Here is a 16,524-nt window from a genome sequence, read left to right on the forward strand (position 1 = left end):
CCCGGAGTTAGCGGTCGGCGCTGGTCAGGGGACGAGGGACAGCACATGGACACCGAGGGCACGTACGACTCACGCGGCACCCGCTCCGGTCCACCGGTGCCGCGCCCGGCCGGCCCGCCACCGCCCGGACTGCCGCCCAGGCCGGGTTACGCCCCCGCCACCGGCCCCTCCCTCGGGGACTGGCTCCGCATCCCGAGGCCCGCTGCGGAACCCGGTGTCTGGCGGCTCGGCCATGCCCCCCGGCCCGCCGAGGAGAAGGAGCGCACCCCGGACCGCACGCTGGTGAGCGGCGCGGTGATCTCGCTGCTGGCCTGCGTCCTCGTCTGGTCGCTCTGGCGCAACAACTACATCCCGTACTGGCGGGTTCCGCTGAAGCTCTTCACCCCCGGCGACTGGTGGGGGCCGTTCGGCGACGAGCCGCAGACCCGGGGCGCGGTCCGTGCGCTCGACATCTACCGGCTGCTGATCATCGGGGGTCTCGTCTACGGATTCGGCCGGCTGGGCAACTGGCCGGCCGCCTTCGAGCGGTGCGTCGCCGCCAGGGGAGCCGCCGCACGGGCGGGCGGCGCGGCGATCGGTGCGCTGCTGGTCTGGGCCCTCGTCTGGAACGGGACCGTGCCGGGGATGGGGCTGGCCTTCGGCATGGTTCCCGGCTCCTGGCTCGGCCCCGACCAGCCGATGTCCCCGGTGATCAGCTACGGGCTGTACGTCCTGCTCACCCTGGTGATCGTGTGGCCGTTCGCCGGGCTGGGGCGCTGGGCCGAGGCATGGCGCCGCGGCCGGTCCCCGCAGCCGGCACCGGACCAAGGCGGCCGCGGCCCGGCGAAGCCGCACGCGCCCGGCGGTGCGGACGCCATCGTCGAAGGCGGCGAGGACGACCCGGCCGAATGGCCCGATCTGCGCGCCGCCGGACAGCACCGGGCCGCCGCCGCGCTCGCCGAGGAAACCCGGTCCGGCCGGATGAACGATGTCGACTACGCCCGTATCCGCCGCGCCTGGACGTCCGTACGCGCCGACCACTCCCGGCTCTCCGCCTTCACCGACACCGTGCTGCACAACGGCTCCGCCGCCTGCACCCACCCCTCCGGCGCCCGTGACCTCCCGGTCCGCGCCTCCCGGCACGACCTGCTGGTCCAGCAGGTCAGGCTCGGCACCGTCGAGGACGGCGAACGAAACCCGTACGCCCGCCGCGGCAGCGGAATCGCCCTCGACCCCGGGCTGCTGGGCACGTCCCTCCTCGCCGTCGGCCCGCCCGGCGCGGGCAAGAGCCGGGCACTGATCCGGCCCGTCGTCGAATCCCTCGCACTGCAGGCGCTCGCCGGACAGGCCGCAGTCGTCGCCGTGTGCGCCGCCGGTACCCAGCTCGGCGGCGACCAGGGGTTCGACGTCGTCATCAAGGTCGGTGACCCGTCCTCCGTACACGACCTCGATCTGTACGGCGGCACCACCGACCCCGACGAGGCCGCGACCGTACTCGCCGACGGCCTGGTCGGTGACCTCCCCGAGGTGGACAGCAGACGCGCCGCCACGGCCCTCGCCCAGCTCCTCGGCCCCTTCCGGGCCGCTCACGGCCGTTTCCCCTCCGTACCGGAGCTGCGGGAACTCCTGGACGGTGTGCCTGGTGCCCTCGCCGCTCTGCGGGAGGCGCTCGACGCGACGGGACACCCCGGCATGCAGCGCGAGCTCGCCGGCCGCGCCCGCCAGGCCGGTGCGCCCGGCGACCCGGGCCCGGCTCTCGCCGACCGTGTTGCCCTGCTCGACCGGCCCGCATTCACCGAGTTCTTCGACACCACGGGCAAGGCCCGCCCCTTCTCGCTGCGCGCCCTGGAGCACCCGCTCCGGGTCCGTATCGATCTGCCCGAACGCGGCCACGCCGAGGCGTCCCGGGTGCTGGCACGTCTGGTGCTCGCCCAGTTCACCGCGAGCGCCGCGGCCCGTACCGACCGTTCCCTCTTCGCCTGTCTGGTCCTCGACGACGCGACCCACACCCTGACCCCCGACACCGTCCGCGGAATCCAGCGGCTGCGCTCCGCGCACGCCGGGGCCGTACTCACCCTGCGCACCCTCGACGACGTACCGGAGCAGCTGCACACGGCGCTGCTCGGCGCGGTCGGCTGCCGGATGGCGTTCTCCGGAATCACGACATGGGACGGGAAGAAGTTCGCCGAGGCCTGGGGAACGGAGTGGGTCGAGACCCGCGACGTCACCCAGCGCACCGTCTTCGCCGACCAGCCGATGACCCGGGCCATCCACGCCTTCCGCAAGCTGGTCACCGGCAAGGCGGTCACCACGGACGCGGTGACCGTGCGCCAGGTCGAGCGGGAACGCTGGTCGGCATCCGAGCTGGCCCACCGGGTACCGGCCGGACACGCGGTACTGTCCCTGACGACCGTACGGGGGGAGCACGCGCCGCCCCTGCTGGTGGATCTGAACGGCTGAGCGCTGCGGAGCGAGGCCCGCGGCGCGGGAGCGGTTACGAGGGACCCTGCCGCCCTGGCAGAATCGGTAGGAGCCGTTCATACGGGACGGCGAAAATCGACTCCCCGAGGTCCTGCGGTCCCCATGCCCCCCACTCTCGCCTCGCTCGTCCAGCATTCGGCGCTCAAACTCACGGTGCGTGCGGGGGCGGACCGGCTCGACGCGCCCGTCCGCTGGGCGCATGCCAGCGAGCTGACCGACCCCGTCCCGTACATGGAGGGCGGTGAGCTCCTGCTCGTCACCGCCACCAACCTCGACGCCGGGAATCCCGAGGCGATGCGGCGGTACGTGCGGCGGCTGGCCGGGGCAGGAGTCGTCGGGCTGGGCTTCGCCGTCGGCGTCCACTACGACGACGTACCGCAGGCCCTGATCGACGCCGCCGAGGAAACGGGTCTGCCGCTTCTCGAAGTGCCGCGCCGCACCCCGTTCCTCGCGATCGCCAAGGCCGTGTCGTCGGAGATCGCCGCCGATCAATACCGGGCGGTGACAGCGGGGTTCGAGGCCCAGCGGGAGCTGACGAAGGCCGCACTCGCGGGCGACGGCCCGGGCGAACTCCTCACCCGTCTCGCCGCGCATGTCGACGGCTGGGCGGCGCTGTACGACGCCTCCGGCGCGGTCGTCGCCGCGGCACCCGACTGGGCCGCCCGCAGGGCCGCCCGGCTCACGCCCGATGTGGAACGGCTGCGGGACCGCCCCGCCCCGGCCAGCGTGGTGGTCGGCGGCACCGACGACCGGGTCGAGCTCCAGTCCCTGGGCACCGGCCGCCGGGTCCGGGGCGCGCTGGCCGTCGGCACCGGCGCGGCACTCGGCACCGCCGAGCGCTACGCCGTGCACTCGGCGGTCGCCCTGCTGACCCTGACCACCGCCCGCTCCCGGTCCCTCCAGGGCGCGGAGCAGCGGCTGGGCGCGGCGGTGCTGCGCATGTTGCTCGCCGGCCAGCCGGACCATGCACGGGCCGTCGCCGGGGATCTGTACGGGGGGCTGCTCGACGCCCCGTTCCGGCTGCTCATCGCGGAGGCGTCCGCCCCCTCGACGACGGACTCGCTCGGCGAGGCGATGGAGGCGGCGGCCTTCCGGACCGGCGAGACCCTGCTGGCCGTGCCCGAGGGCGAACGGCTCGTCGTCCTCGCCGCGGACGGCGGAGCGGCGGTCGCGGCCTGCGCGGCGTACGCGGAGGCCCAGGAGGCACAGGAGGCGCGGCCCTCGCGCGAACCGGCGACGGCGGAGGAGGGCCACGTGGTCGTGGGCCTGTCCGCACCGGCGGGCCCCATCGCCGTCTCCGCCGCGTACAAGCAGGCCGAGCAGGCCCTGTCGGTGGCCCGCCGCCGTGGCAGGGCACTGGTCGAGCACGAGGACCTGGCGACCGGCTCGGTGCTGCCACTGCTCGCGGACGACGCGGTACGGGCCTTCGCCGACGGAATGCTCCGCGCCCTGCACGAACACGACGCCAAGGGCCGCGGTGACCTGGTCGCCTCGCTGCGGGCCTGGCTCTCCCACCACGGCCAGTGGGACGCGGCCGCGGCGGACCTGGGCGTGCACCGCCACACCCTGCGCTACCGGATGCGCCGGGTGGAGGAGATCCTGGGCCGCTCACTGGATGATCCGGACGTCCGGATGGAGCTGTGGCTGGCCCTGAAGGCCACGAGCTCCCCGTCGGTGCCGGAGCCGTAGCGGCTGTCGCGGGGCCGGGCCGTGCCGCTGCCGGAGGGCCTGCGTTCCCGGCCGATGCGGATGCCGATGCCGGAGCCGCGACCAGAAGTCCACGCCATCCCGGTCGACGCCGACGCCGTAGCCCCTGCCGGAAGGCCCCGCGCCCCGCGCCCCCGCTCGCGCCGACGCATCCGACAAACCGGCGTGTACCCGTCGCGCTCTGCTCCACGCCGGACAAACGCCAGGCCGGCCGTGCGGCCCTACGGTGGGGGCAGCACACCCCACGACTCCGAAGGGCCGGAACCTCCATGACTTCCACCCACGCCTTCTGGCTCGCCGGCCGCCAGGCCACCGGCGAGGACAGCTTCGACGTCACCAACCCCTGGGACGGCCGTCTCGTCGGCACCGTCAGCGTGCCGACCGACGCGCAGATCGAGGAGGCCGTCGCGGCCGCGCACGCCGTGCGCGAGGAGTTCGCCGCGACCCCGGCCCACGTCCGGGCCGCCGCACTCGATCACGTCGTACGGCGCCTGGTGGAGCGCACCGAGGAGATCGCCCAGCTGATCTCCGCCGAGAACGGCAAGCCCATCAAGTGGGCGCGCGGCGAGGTCGGCCGTGCCGTCTCCGTGTTCCGGTTCGCCTCCGAGGAGGCCCGCCGCTTCAACAGCGGTGACGCCCAGCGCCTCGACACCGACGCCGGTGGCACCGGCCGTCTCGGTCTGACCCGACGCTTCCCGCGCGGCACGGTCCTCGGCATCGCACCGTTCAACTTCCCGCTGAACCTGAGCGCCCACAAGGTGGCCCCGGCCATCGCCGTCGGCGCCCCGATCATCCTGAAGCCCGCCCCGGCCACCCCGATCTCGTCGCTGATCCTGGGCGAGCTGCTGGCCGAGACCGACCTGCCGGCCGGTTCGTGGTCCGTGCTGACGGTCCCCAACGACCGTATGCCCGCCCTCGTCCAGGACGAGCGCCTGCCCGTGATCTCCTTCACCGGGTCCGCCGCGGTCGGCTACTCGATCATGGAGTCGGTGCCGCGCAAGCACTGCACCCTGGAGCTCGGCGGCAACGGCGCCGCGGTCGTCCTCGGCGACTACGCCTCCGACGAGGACCTGGACTGGGCCGCGACCCGTATCGCGACCTTCTCCAACTACCAGGGCGGCCAGTCCTGCATCTCGGTGCAGCGCGTCATCGCGGACGCCTCGGTCTACGATCGGCTCGTCCCGAAGATCGTCGCGGCCGTCGAGGCCCAGGTCACCGGCGACCCGTCCGACGCCGCCACCGACGTCGGCCCGCTGGTCAACGAGGACGCCGCCAAGCGCGTCGAGTCCTGGGTCGACGAGGCCGTGCAGGCCGGCGCCCAGCTGCTTACCGGCGGCAAGCGCGACGGTGCCACCTACGCGCCGACCGTGCTCACGGAGCTCCCGGACGGCGTCACCCTCGCCTCCGAGGAGGTGTTCGGACCGGTGCTCACCGTGCAGAAGGTGGACGGCGAGGCCGAGGCCTTCGCCTCCGTCAACTCGTCCAAGTACGGCCTGCAGGCAGGTGTGTTCACGCACGACCTGCAGACCGCCTTCCGCGCCCACCGCGCCCTTGAGGTCGGCGGCGTGATCATCGGCGACGTCCCCTCCTACCGCGCGGACCAGATGCCGTACGGCGGCGCCAAGCAGTCCGGCGTCGGCCGCGAGGGCGTCCGCTACGCCATGGACGACTACACCTACGAGCGCGTGCTGGTCCTCACCGGCCTCGCCCTGTAGGTCCGTGAACAGGATCGAACCGATCCAACAGTGCCGCCTGTGATCCGCCTGGACAGCACGACAGCAGGCGGCAGATGAACGGCCGGAGCCCACTGTGCGGGGGCTCCGGCCGTTCCTGCATATCTGCACCCTGACCTGCGGAGACCGTCGAGTCGTCGAGGTCGGTAACTGGCGTACCCGCAACCGGAACAGCAGGGGTGTGTGCGGGCCGGCGAACGGGGTGATGATCCATCACACCGTGACGAAGGGCACCGTGGTCACGTCCTGGGGCTCTGCTGGAGTCATTCACGGCGCATTGCGCCGAAACCCGCCCCGATCACACCTTCCCTGCCATGCTGGGAGCAGATGCCCCGCCGAGCTCCCCCGTATCGGCGGGGTCTCGTCAGCACTGGGGGGCTTGGTGGGCCATGCCCTTACCCGCCCTCGTAGCGGGCGGTGTCGGTTCCGGTCGCTAGCGTCAACCCTGTCCGTGCTGTGCTGCTCGGACCTGTGAGCGCCCCGTCCAGCGGTGGAACCCTGGACGGGGCGCCCGCAAGTCCGGCGTGCACGGTAGTTGGCCCCTCGCGACCCCGGGCCGCAGGGCTTCCCGCAGAAAACCGAGGGTGTAACTGAGCGATCGAGGCCGGCAGATGACTCATTCCGCCCGATGGGAGGGTCGGGGAGCAGCCAGCCCGAATGCGAAGGAGCCCTGACGGCTCGTGCGAACCGTCAGAGCTTCGTTTCACGTACCGCCGGGGGTGGAACCGGCGGAGGCGTGGGGGGTCAGGGTTGCGGTCGCAGGACTTTCCAGAAGGCGACGTCGGCGTTGGAACGGTTGGAGTAGGCATTGGTGTCCACGTCGTACCGGGCGCCGGTGGCGGTACTGGCGTTGTTGGTCTCCAGGAAACCGCCCCGGTTGTGGTAGGTGCTCCACAGCTGGACCGTGTCGTTGAAACGGACGATGCCGTCCTGGGGCGAAGAGTTGGTGTCGAAGATCTGCCAGCGGCTGCTGTTCTCGTCGCGGTCCTTGCCCCAGGCGGTGGTGACGTCGTAGATGCTGCCGGAGCTCTGCTGGACAGCGGTGGCCGCGCCGTTGACGTCCAGGTAGCCGCCGTTACCGTCCCAAAGATTGCGCAGGTAGATGATGTCACCGCTCTTCACCGGGGTGCCGGCGGCCTGACAGGAACCGGAGACGATCTCCCAGGTACCGGTGCCCGGTGCGCGGGTGGCGGTGGGGGCCGTGGATACCGCCAGTTTGGCCCCTGGCGCGCTGGAAGTGCCGTTGGTGTCGAGGTAGCCCCCGTCGCCCTGATAGAGGTTCTGCAGGTGCAGCTGGTCGCCGTAATGCAACTCGTTCGCCATCGCTGGTCCTCTCTTCGGTGGATCCGCGCTGAGCCGGTTCCCGCGCTGGTGAGCAGGCGGGCCCGACACTTCGGATGGTGTCGGCGGCAGCGACGACGCGCCCGGGCGATGCACGCAAAGCACACCTTCAGATGAATTGCGCCAATAGCGTGCGTACTATGCCAACGGTCTTTTCAGGACAAAGGCGCGAGCGGGTGCATCCCCTTGTCGGTTGCGCGTGGACACGGAAGAAGTGGCGGATGGGGCCCGCCCCGCGCCTGTCGGTGTATCGGGAACTGGCCAGCCAGAAGTCTGGAACCCGGGTGGCCCCCATGTCCGGCGTGTGTCCGGACACGCTGTCCGGGCAGTGTCCGCGCTGATCAGGGCTGGTGTCCGAGGCGGGGGCGGACAGCGTGTCCGCGCCGTCGTCCAGGGTGTCCGTGTCGTGTCCGGACGAGGTGTCCGTTGCGCGCAATGAGGCAGCCAGGGTCGAGAACTGCAATCTGTCACAATCGCCGCACGAGCATCGGCTATCAGTCGCATCCTGGTCGTCCACCCAGCGCAGATGGAGGGCGACATGACGCTCAAGTTCATCGGCACCACCAGCGACGATGGCGATTGCCCCACTCTTTACGAGGTCGAGGAGACCGGCGACATCGTCGTCCAGGGCGACAGGCTCACCGACCCCGAGCACCTGGAGCAGCTCCGCGACGTGAAGCCGTCGGAGACGTTCGTAGTGATCCCTCGTGAGCTGCTGACCCGCTTCGCCCCCAAGGAGTGACGTGCCGGACCTGATTCCGTTCAAGGAAGTCACGCACTTCTTCGAGGACTTCGAACATACTGCCTGGCGTCTGGAAACCCGCCGTGGCTATGCATCTGACAGGAACGGGGCGAACTGGGGCCGCTGGCGGAGCGGTGAGGATGTCAGTCAGGACCCGCCGGACTCCTGGCGCCGGAACGTGGCAGCGAAGACAGCGGCCGGGGCGCGGTTCGAGCGGGTGCGGCTGGTCGACGACCCGCCCACTCAGGGGCAGCAGTTCCTGCTCGCGCGAGCCCCCAGGAACGTGGCGGCCGGTGAGGACATCCGCAACCTGTACCGAACGGATGCCATTCGGCTCGGCCTGCCGGACTTCGATTTCTGGCTGTTCGACTCCCGCACCGTGATGCGATTTGTATTCGATGAGGACGACACCACCCGCGGCGTGGTCCTCACAGACGACCCGGTCGACGTCGTGGCAGCGTGCCAGGCCCGGGATGCCGCTTGGCATCATGCAATCCGTACCGCCGACTTCGCGAGGGCGGTACGTTCCAGCGTGTGAGCACCGACTTTCAATCCGCCCGGGTTGCCCTCGGCGCGCGGCTCCGCGAGCTGCGTGCCGAGGCTGGCCTCGACGGCAAGGGCGTGGCCGAAGTGCTCGGCTGGCAGCGTTCGAAGGTGTCGCGGCTGGAGAACGGCAAGCAGACCCCTTCGGTCGCCGATCTCATGGCGTGGTCGCAAGCGGTGGGCCGTCCCGACATGTCCGAGGAGCTGAAGGGCCGCCTGGCCGGTCTGGAGACCCAGTACCGTTCGTGGCGTCGGCAGTTGGCTGGCGGGCATTGGGCTCGGCAGGAACTGGCCGTTGCGGAGACCGCGGCGACTCAGATGATTCGCGGGGTGGAAGTCTCCCGCATTCCTGGTCTGTTCCAGACGGCGGACTACGCCCGGCACGCCTTCCAGGCGAACGCCGAGTTCCGGCAGACCCCTCGGGACGTCGAGGAAGCAGTGCGGACCCGCATCCGTCGCCAGGATGCCCTGTACGAGCGGGGACGCCTGTTCCGGTTCATCGTCTGGGAGGGCGCCCTCCACGTCCTCACGTGCCCGCGCGAGGTCATGGCCGCCCAGCTTGAGCGCCTTGCCGGGCTGATTGGGCTCGACACCGTGGAGATCGGTGTCATCCCGTTCGGCGCACAGTTGCGGCGGGCGCCGACCCACGGTTTCTGGATCTACGACCGGCGGCTCGTCATCGTCGAGACGATCAACGCGGAGATGTGGCTCGACGACGAGGAGAACATCGCCCTGTACGAACGGGCATGGGACTGGCTCGCCGAAGCGGCGGTTCACGGACCGCAGGCGCGGAGGTTGATCGCCCGAGCGAGGGCCTCGCTGGACCTCACATAAGCAACCGGATTCAATCCGCCGGCCCACGCGCGCAATCCCGCGCAATCGACGGGCCAACTCGATGCCAGCATCCCTACGGTGCTGGTCATGGTCCCACGGACACGCAATCCGGGCTCGGAGTGGCTGGCTCTTTCCGCCCCGGACCCGGTGGGAATTCATCGGGTATGGGCGCAGGACCAGCTCGCCCAGCTGCCTTCGGGCCGGCTCTGGCTGGCGGTCGAAGCCGACCTCATGCGAGCTGTCGCCGCGATGCAGCGCATAGGGCCGGACCGTCTCGGCCCGGTGCTCGTCCACCCATCAGCCGACCTTGCATGGTGGCTCGTCCCGTGCGGCGCCGAGGAAGTACTGGCCGACCTCGGACGGCTCGCTGTCCACCCCAAGGGGTGGATGCTGCGGTGTCCGCCAGCTGAGCGGTACATCGACGGCCGGGGGTGGCTGGAGAAGCCCGACGGCTCCGGTGACCTCACAGATCCGGCCGCGCTGGGCGCCGCGTTCGGGCCTGGTGGCAGTCCGGGCTTACCGGCGGAGGCGTTCGGTTGAGCACACGGCTGGAGCAGGTGCCGCCTCTTGAATTGCTTTCGATGCCGCAGCGTCACGGCGCCGCATGTGTGTGGTGCCATGCCGCACTGACCATCACGACGGCTGTGGACCTCGGTTCCCGCCCTGAGCGCGAGGGGACGTCCGTCTTCATCTTTCCCCGACGCTGTCGTACCTGTCCGAAGGAGTCGATGTGTCCCACCCGGCGAGTGTGATCAATCCGCGCAGCTCCGACGGTGAGGAGGCGTATCGCACTCTGCTGCGCCATACCCAATTGCGCGCGATGTGCCGCATGAAGGCGACCTGTCCTACGGCGGTCCAGCTCACGCGGGCGTGGCGGGAGGCCCGCCGATGAAGACGGAATCGACGGACATCATCTCCTGCTACTGCTGGGACAAGAACCCGGAAGGCCCTGGGCGCTGCACCGATAAGCCTGGGCACAAGGGCCACCACTACGACCCGTACGCCCGTTCCTCGTGGGACCGGCCGGGCGCCTCGTGGCCGAACCGATGACTCCCGCTCGCAGCTGACGATCGCGCCGACCAGCTGCGGGCGGGGCACGCCCGTACTTGAGGCCGGCGGTGGTCGGGGTGCGGGCGGGACAGCTGTCTCCCCGACGTGGATTCCACACGGAAGCGATGACTGGCATGGAGAAAACGGACCAGGGCCTCAAGCCGGGAGGCCGAGATGGAGATGGGTGCGGATCCCCTGAAGGGAAGATCTGGCCCGAGGGTGTACGGCTGACGCTTCGGGCTTCAGGGCCGGTAGACGCACTCCGCCATGGTCGCGTGCTTCTTCCAGCCCAGCGTCTCGTACAGTGCGCGTCCGGCGTCGGTCGCGCCGAGGACTCCGAGGCCGGCACCCTCGTTCAGGGCATGGTCGGCGAGCGTGCGCATCACCAACTGCCCCAGCCCGCGCCGACGGTGGGCATCCTCGGTCCGCACTCGGTCCACGACTGCCGCATCCCCGAGCATCGCCATCTGTCCCTGGGCCGCCTGCTCGCCCGCCGCGTCCAGCACCCGCGCGAAGACGACGGCCCCGACGGTCTCCACCGTCACGGTGTATCCCTCTGGCTCGACCCGGTGGGCGGCCATGAGGTCGGTGACCATCAGGTGTCCGGTCTCCTCGTACGCCACCACCCACCCGGGGGACAGCCACGGCTCGATCACCTCTGGCTCCACGGGCATCTTCATCCAGGTCCGCGGCACGGCCACCGAGGCGGAGGCGCTGCGGACCCGCAACTCATCGGCCTCGGGCAGGACATGGCGTCCCACTTCACCCGGGCTGTCGGCCACCGCGATGTAGAACCCCCAGGGCATCTCGACCGGCGGCGGCGTCCGCCGCGATACGGCCCAGCCCGCCACCCAGGTCTCGACTAACTCCGCAACCATCAAATCCTCCCGCGTCATCAGCAGTTGAGTAATAGTCACTCGCCAAATGTGCACATTACATCTCCGTATGCGGTGGCGGCACCCTTCCGGCGAACGACGCAGGTTGACACGTCAGCCGCGACCAAGATCGACAGCACGGTCGGCGCTGTTGCATGCAGGGAGACCGGAGGGCTACGTACCACTTGCGGATCCGCAGGTCCGTGGTTGTGAAGCCGTCCTTCTGAAGGAGCCGCACCCGATGGAGATGGAGCCAGGCCCGATCCGGCACGCCGTCGACCGCTTATCACCGCAGCGGTCGTGCTCATGCTCGTCTACGCGGTGATCGTGTTTGCTGCCATGCACCGCCCGATCCGATGGGACAGGCGAGGAGTTCACGATCACCACTGACATCGACGAACTCGCGCGCTGTGGGCGGGCATCCCAGTCTGAACCGAGGCTTTCGGCCAACTTGGCGTCCGGTGCGGGCTTGTGGGGCACTGGAGGGATACCCACAGGTCAGGGCGTACTTCGCTTTCGCGGCTTCCGTGGTGCTCCCACGGGAGCACGAGGGCGGGCTGAAGCAGCTTGAGACGGGCCAGGACGGGCCAGGGCGGGCCGAAGTGCTGAGAGTTCACGCAGATCAGAGCGCCTGCCGCCGGACAACGAGGCGAACACCGACGGGAACCGGCACTTCTACGGCTTTCAGTGCGAGAACCTCGGCGACGGCGCCGACCCGTGGCCGGACGTCCGGCTCGAAGCGATCGAGCACCTCACCGCGCCCGCGCGCTGGGGTTCCAGGCCGGTGGACGGACCGTGTACGCGGCCGTTGTTCACCATCCAGGAACGACTGCGAACAACTCCCTCGCTCGGGCTCTTCGCGAAGCACTCTGATTCGGACCGCTGGGTCCAATCAACGTCTGATCGTGCTGCTCGTGACTGACGGGGCGGTGTCGTTGCCTGATTGATCTGATCTCTGACTTGGCCATCGTGTCCCGGCCACGCCCGGAAGAGCGTGGCCGGACAGTCCTTCCCCGCAACCGGATGTCAACTCGTCACAGGATCTGGATGGCGACGACCTTCGGTGGCTGGTTCGGGAAGGTGATGTCGTGCCAGCGCTCGATCTTCACCGAGTCACCGTTGGCGTCGTAGTAGATCAGGTCGTTGTTGCCCGTGGAGATCCGGTCGACCCACCACCCGCCGAAGTCGGTCTTCCCGCCATTCGCGTAGCAGTCGACGCTCTGGCGGCCCTCGAAGTGCGACCAGATCTTCAAGAAGTTCTCCCCGCCGACACATTGGACGTGGTCGATGGCGAAGGCGTTGCCGCTCGGCATGCTGACGGTGAGCGCGGCAGTTGTGGCGAGCGCCACAGCCACGGAACGAGCGGCCCTCTTGCTTTTCGAGATCACAGATTCTCCTTCACGCGAAGGCCGGCGCACGGGCCGACCCTGTCGGCGATGTTGCGTCATGACGGAACGGTGCTTCGTCGAGCCGACAACCGGATACGACCCGCCAGGCGGCCATGAGACCCCATCGGGCAGCTCGAACGATGCTGTCTCCACGCTACAAACGGAACGAGGCTGTACCGGCGATAACCAGGGAAAACACATCAAAAAGGTGATAACCCGAGGTAAGGCCGTGGCGTACGGTTGAGCAAGCAATAGCCCGAACCCCCGCCGACCCCGCCCCACCCGCCGCTCCGGCAGCGTGCTGATGGGCCCGGCGGACGGCGGAGCCGACGTGCACGTCCCACTTGAGACGATTCCGAACCTCATTCTGAAATGATCAGTTAGGCCGGGCGCACTGCGTGAAACCTTTTGACCTGAGCGGATAGGGGTCTCCTGGCGAGTGCTATGCGTGATATCTGGCATTCACCTGGTACGAAAGGTCGCGGCAGCTGGCGATGAAGTTGTTTGCGGCTTCAGGAGTGACCAGGGTAAGGGTGTGCGCTGCTCTGTCCCAGAGGTCTTTCAGTGACATGTAAACGGCCACCGCTCCGGGCTCAAGGACCAGTCTGTGCAAGTGCTCCCACGAAATGTCCCTCGGATGCCATCGAGCACCGTCCGGGGGGTCGGGGATGCGGCGCTGATTCAGGGCGTGGGTGAGATCTTCTTGGAGGAAGTCCCAGCTGCGGATAACGGCCAGTGCAGGAGAACGGATAGCCGTGAGTCTCGCGGACTCGTAAATGTCGAATCCCTGGTTGTCGTTCCGTGGAGACGGAACTTGTGGAATCTCCTGTTCAGGGTTTGGTTCATCAGATCCCTGAGAGGCCGGATTGTCGGAGGCAGAGCTGGTGGACAACTCTTCTGCGTTCTGTCGAACCTCCCGCGCGTCAGCCTCGAACTCGATCGCACCTGCTGGTGTCTCCAACCTGGTCATGCGCGTGAATGCGTACTGAATGTGGGTGCGTAGGCCCCACACCAGGGCGACGGTGACCACAGGCCACACCAGGGTCTTCACGTACTCCAGTACGAGTTCAGCTATCTCCACGCGGCGAGACTGCCAGTCAGGGAACTGCCAGGCGTAGAGACCGTTGCGCCTGTGACAGAGCTGAGACGTCGTGCTCACTGACCCCACAGCGCTGGGCGCTGCCTTCGGGCCGGGCGGCGGCCTTCGCTTACCGGCGGAGGCTTTCTGTTGAGCACACGGCTGGAGCAGGTGCCGCCTCTCGAATTGCTTTCGATGCCGCAGCGTCACGGCGCCGCATGTGTGTGGTGCCATGCCGCACTGACCATCACGACGGCTGTGGACCTCGGTTCCCGCCTTGAGCGCGAGGGGACGTCCGTCTTCATCTTTCCCCGACGCTGTCGTACCTGCACCAAGGAGTCGATGTGTCTCCCGCGCTGATGAAACCGGCCCTCCCTTCTCGCGGTGAAGAGGCGTACGTGGTCCTGGTGGGCCATACCTATGCGTGCACGACATGCCGCGCGAGAGCGTCCTGTCCCACGGCGGTCAGGCTCACGCGGGCATGGCGGGAGGCCCGCCGATGAAGACCGAGTCGAGCGGCATCATCACGCACTGCTGCTGGGACATGGACCCCGAGACCGGCGCGCTCTGCACGCCGAAGCCCAACCACGAGAAGAGCAGGACCACTGCACGCCATACGTGCGCTCCTCGTGGGACCGGCCGGGCAGGTCCTGGCCAGCCCAATGACTCCCGCTCGCAGCTGACGATCGCGCCGACCAGGTGCGGGCGGGGCACGCCCTTACCCGAGGTCGGCGGTGGCCGGGGTGCGGGCGGGGCAACCGTCTCCCAGGCATGGACAGACGGCCCACGCCGTCGTCCGGGCGCTCAGAGAATCGTGGATGAGGAAACGCTCGTGACCAGGCACACCGGCACGTTGGACCTGCTGACGTTCAACCTGACCAACCCGTCGAGGGACCGGGCTGAACGGCAACTGGCGTACCTCGCGGCCCGCCCGGAGCCGGTCATCGTCCTGACTGAGACGGCCGACAGCGCCGGATGTGACCTGCTGGAGTCCCGGTTCGGTGCGGCCGGGTACTACGTCGTGTTCCCCCGCCCGGCGCGGGGAGAGCGCGGGGTGATGATCGTCAGCCGCGTCGCCCTTGAGCCGGGGTCGGCCTCGGTTGCGTACCCGCCGCACCGTGCCGTGTCGGTGACCGTCCAGACCGACGAAGGGCCGCTCGACGTCACCGGCCTGTACGTGCCCTCACGTGACGCCACCCGTGACGAAGACGACCCGTAAGCGGACGTTGCTGGAGGGCTGCCGCGCCGGCGTTCCCGTGGGCGCCAGCGGCCACCGGGTGGTGATCGGCGACTTCGACATCATCGAGCCCAACCACATCCCCCGATACCGGTTCTTCCACCAGTTCGAGTACGACTTCTACGGGTGGCTCGGGGGTGTCGGCTACCGGGATGCGTTCCGGATGATGCACCCCTATGCGGCCGAGCACTCGTGGGTGGGGCCCACCGGCGACGGCTGCCGCTACGAGCACGCCCATGTCTCGCTCGACCTGGTGACCTCGGTCTACGGCTGCTCCTACGTGCACGAGCCGCGCACCAGTGAGCCCCGGCTCACGGATCACTCCGCGCTGTCGCTGATTCTGGCCCTGCGGCCGGTGGTGCCGCTGCCGGTCACTGGCCCGGCCCATGCCGCTAACACAGTCACGTGAGGCCGGATGCCCACCCGCCGCGCTCGCCCACGCCGTCGACCGCTTGTCACCGCAGCGGTCGTGCTCGTGCTCGTTTACGTGGTGGTCGTGTTTGCTGCCATGCACCGCCCGATCTGACGGGGCAGACGAGGAGTTCACGATCACCACTAACATCGACGAACTCGCGCGCTGCGGGCGTTCCGGCACACGATCATTTCAACGTCAACAATGCCACGGCTGCCAATACTCGGCCGTTTCAGGCCAAGCGCCTCTTCTCTCTGCGGCCCACATGACACGCGAGGCCAAGCTGATGCACGTGCAACAAAACCACCACCTTCAACAGATGGCTGAACAGTGAGAAAGTCCGTCGTCTCCCTTGCCGCGCTGGCCATGCTGGCACTGCCCCTGGCGGGCCAAGCGGCAGCCTCGCCAACCGGAATCCAGGAGCCAATTCGGTGAGATGTCCCGAGGAAGTGTGGTCAGGGGGAGACATTGAATGCACCATCAGCTACACGGGATCCGAGTGGTACAGCGGCGATTGGGTCGCGCTTCACTACAACAAGGAAACCGAAAACCTCTGGGTCAACGGATACACCCCCAATAACGTCGACTGCAAGGTTCGCGTGGTCAACGCGGTCAGCGGCAAGGACTCACCGTGGGGGCGAGGCGGCACCGGCGTCGGCCTTTCTGTCGGCGGGTTCGTCTTTTCCGACATCCGAGCTGGATCTCTGATCTACGCCGGCGGAAAGACACTTACGACAGCGCCGTGATTAAGCCGAGGCTGTGCTGCCGCCCGCCAACTCGCACCGGCGGGTACGCGCTCCGCCTTCGGGCATCGGATGGGAAATGCTCGCATTCGATGCCCACCGCGATCAGTCCCTCACCACTGAAAGAGCGTTTTGTCCTGGCAGAGGTGTTTGGTTCGAGGTTCAGGTGTCGCGCCAGTTCGGTGTGGATTCGCGTGTGAGGCGTCTGCTTATGAGGTCGATTATGGCGACGTGGATGATGGCTTCGGAGCGGTGTGGCCGGGTTTCGTAGTCGCGGGCGAATCGGCCAGGGGCATTGCGTGATTGGGATTGGTCCGGTTCGCCGGTCTCGTGAGTGACGTGGCGTCATGTCCGTTGTGCGGTAAGGGGCCTGGGAGAGCA

At 68.9% G+C, this 16,524-nt stretch carries 15 protein-coding genes and 2 pseudogenes; 12 read left to right on the top strand and 5 right to left on the bottom strand.

The window, feature by feature from the left end; all coding sequences use genetic code 11:
* Positions 1-45 precede the first annotated feature (45 nt).
* From ACGFU7_RS20635 to ACGFU7_RS20645, 3 genes are all read left to right on the top strand, one after another.
* A complete protein-coding gene (locus ACGFU7_RS20635; protein ID WP_393697436.1) occupies positions 46-2,439 on the top strand; it encodes an ATP/GTP-binding protein in 2,394 nt (797 codons plus the stop codon).
* Between the two features lie 123 nt (positions 2,440-2,562).
* Positions 2,563-4,149 (top strand): PucR family transcriptional regulator, encoded by a 1,587-nt coding sequence (locus tag ACGFU7_RS20640; protein ID WP_393697437.1) that lies wholly within the window; start codon positions 2,563-2,565, stop codon positions 4,147-4,149.
* 287 nt (positions 4,150-4,436) lie between these two features.
* Positions 4,437-5,882, top strand: a complete 1,446-nt coding sequence (locus ACGFU7_RS20645; protein ID WP_393697438.1) for an aldehyde dehydrogenase family protein — start codon at positions 4,437-4,439, stop codon at positions 5,880-5,882.
* 762 nt (positions 5,883-6,644) lie between these two features.
* Here the strand turns inward: ACGFU7_RS20645 and ACGFU7_RS20650 are convergent.
* Complete coding sequence (locus ACGFU7_RS20650; protein WP_393697439.1) at positions 6,645-7,223, bottom strand: hypothetical protein; 579 nt, start codon at positions 7,221-7,223, stop codon at positions 6,645-6,647.
* Between the two features lie 556 nt (positions 7,224-7,779).
* Between ACGFU7_RS20650 and ACGFU7_RS20655 the strand changes: the two genes are divergently transcribed.
* The 5 genes from ACGFU7_RS20655 to ACGFU7_RS20675 all read left to right on the top strand — a co-directional run bounded on the left by ACGFU7_RS20655 (position 7,780) and on the right by ACGFU7_RS20675 (position 10,410).
* Positions 7,780-7,983 carry a hypothetical protein gene (locus tag ACGFU7_RS20655; protein WP_393697440.1) on the top strand — a complete coding sequence of 68 codons (204 nt, stop codon included), beginning with the start codon at positions 7,780-7,782 and terminating at the stop codon, positions 7,981-7,983.
* Position 7,984: 1 nt separating this feature from the next.
* On the top strand, positions 7,985-8,521 hold the full coding sequence (locus tag ACGFU7_RS20660) for a DUF6879 family protein (RefSeq protein WP_393697441.1): 537 nt from the start codon (positions 7,985-7,987) through the stop codon (positions 8,519-8,521).
* Complete coding sequence (locus tag ACGFU7_RS20665; RefSeq protein WP_393697442.1) at positions 8,518-9,360, top strand: helix-turn-helix domain-containing protein; 843 nt, start codon at positions 8,518-8,520, stop codon at positions 9,358-9,360. The genes ACGFU7_RS20660 and ACGFU7_RS20665 overlap by 4 nt, the downstream gene beginning before the upstream one ends.
* An 87-nt stretch (positions 9,361-9,447) precedes the next feature.
* Positions 9,448-9,900 (top strand): hypothetical protein, encoded by a 453-nt coding sequence (locus ACGFU7_RS20670; RefSeq protein WP_393697443.1) that lies wholly within the window; start codon positions 9,448-9,450, stop codon positions 9,898-9,900.
* Positions 9,901-10,248: 348 nt separating this feature from the next.
* Positions 10,249-10,410: a hypothetical protein gene (locus ACGFU7_RS20675; protein WP_393697444.1), complete on the top strand. Its 162-nt coding sequence runs from the start codon at positions 10,249-10,251 to the stop codon at positions 10,408-10,410.
* A gap of 242 nt (positions 10,411-10,652) precedes the next feature.
* Here the strand turns inward: ACGFU7_RS20675 and ACGFU7_RS20680 are convergent, their stop codons facing one another.
* Positions 10,653-11,288, bottom strand: a complete 636-nt coding sequence (locus tag ACGFU7_RS20680) for a GNAT family N-acetyltransferase (protein WP_393697445.1) — start codon at positions 11,286-11,288, stop codon at positions 10,653-10,655.
* A 628-nt stretch (positions 11,289-11,916) separates the two neighbouring features.
* Between ACGFU7_RS20680 and ACGFU7_RS20685 the strand changes: the two are divergent.
* A pseudogene (locus ACGFU7_RS20685) lies at positions 11,917-12,078 on the top strand (N-acetylmuramoyl-L-alanine amidase); the annotation flags it as partial.
* Positions 12,079-12,319: 241 nt separating this feature from the next.
* On the opposite strand, the gene ACGFU7_RS20690 reads toward ACGFU7_RS20685, so the two are convergent.
* On the bottom strand, positions 12,320-12,673 hold the full coding sequence (locus ACGFU7_RS20690) for a beta/gamma crystallin domain-containing protein (protein ID WP_393697446.1): 354 nt from the start codon (positions 12,671-12,673) through the stop codon (positions 12,320-12,322).
* A 442-nt stretch (positions 12,674-13,115) separates the two neighbouring features.
* On the bottom strand, positions 13,116-13,754 hold the full coding sequence (locus ACGFU7_RS20695; RefSeq protein WP_393697447.1) for a hypothetical protein: 639 nt from the start codon (positions 13,752-13,754) through the stop codon (positions 13,116-13,118).
* Between the two features lie 829 nt (positions 13,755-14,583).
* On the opposite strand from ACGFU7_RS20695, the gene ACGFU7_RS20700 reads away from it, so the two are divergent.
* The 3 genes from ACGFU7_RS20700 (at position 14,584) to ACGFU7_RS20710 (ending at position 16,146) form a co-directional block, all read left to right on the top strand.
* Positions 14,584-14,970, top strand: a complete 387-nt coding sequence (locus ACGFU7_RS20700) for a hypothetical protein (protein ID WP_393697448.1) — start codon at positions 14,584-14,586, stop codon at positions 14,968-14,970.
* Positions 14,951-15,397 (top strand): hypothetical protein, encoded by a 447-nt coding sequence (locus ACGFU7_RS20705; protein WP_393697449.1) that lies wholly within the window; start codon positions 14,951-14,953, stop codon positions 15,395-15,397. The genes ACGFU7_RS20700 and ACGFU7_RS20705 overlap by 20 nt, the downstream gene beginning before the upstream one ends.
* A 434-nt stretch (positions 15,398-15,831) precedes the next feature.
* On the top strand, positions 15,832-16,146 hold the full coding sequence (locus ACGFU7_RS20710) for a hypothetical protein (RefSeq protein WP_393697450.1): 315 nt from the start codon (positions 15,832-15,834) through the stop codon (positions 16,144-16,146).
* Between the two features lie 159 nt (positions 16,147-16,305).
* On the opposite strand, the pseudogene ACGFU7_RS20715 reads toward ACGFU7_RS20710, so the two are convergent.
* Positions 16,306-16,428: pseudogene (locus ACGFU7_RS20715) on the bottom strand (IS5/IS1182 family transposase); the annotation flags it as partial.
* Between the last annotated feature and the right edge of the window lie 96 nt (positions 16,429-16,524).

The sequence above is a fragment of the Streptomyces sp. NPDC048473 genome (assembly GCF_043200155.1).
Classification (GTDB): Bacteria; Actinomycetota; Actinomycetes; order Streptomycetales; family Streptomycetaceae; genus Streptomyces.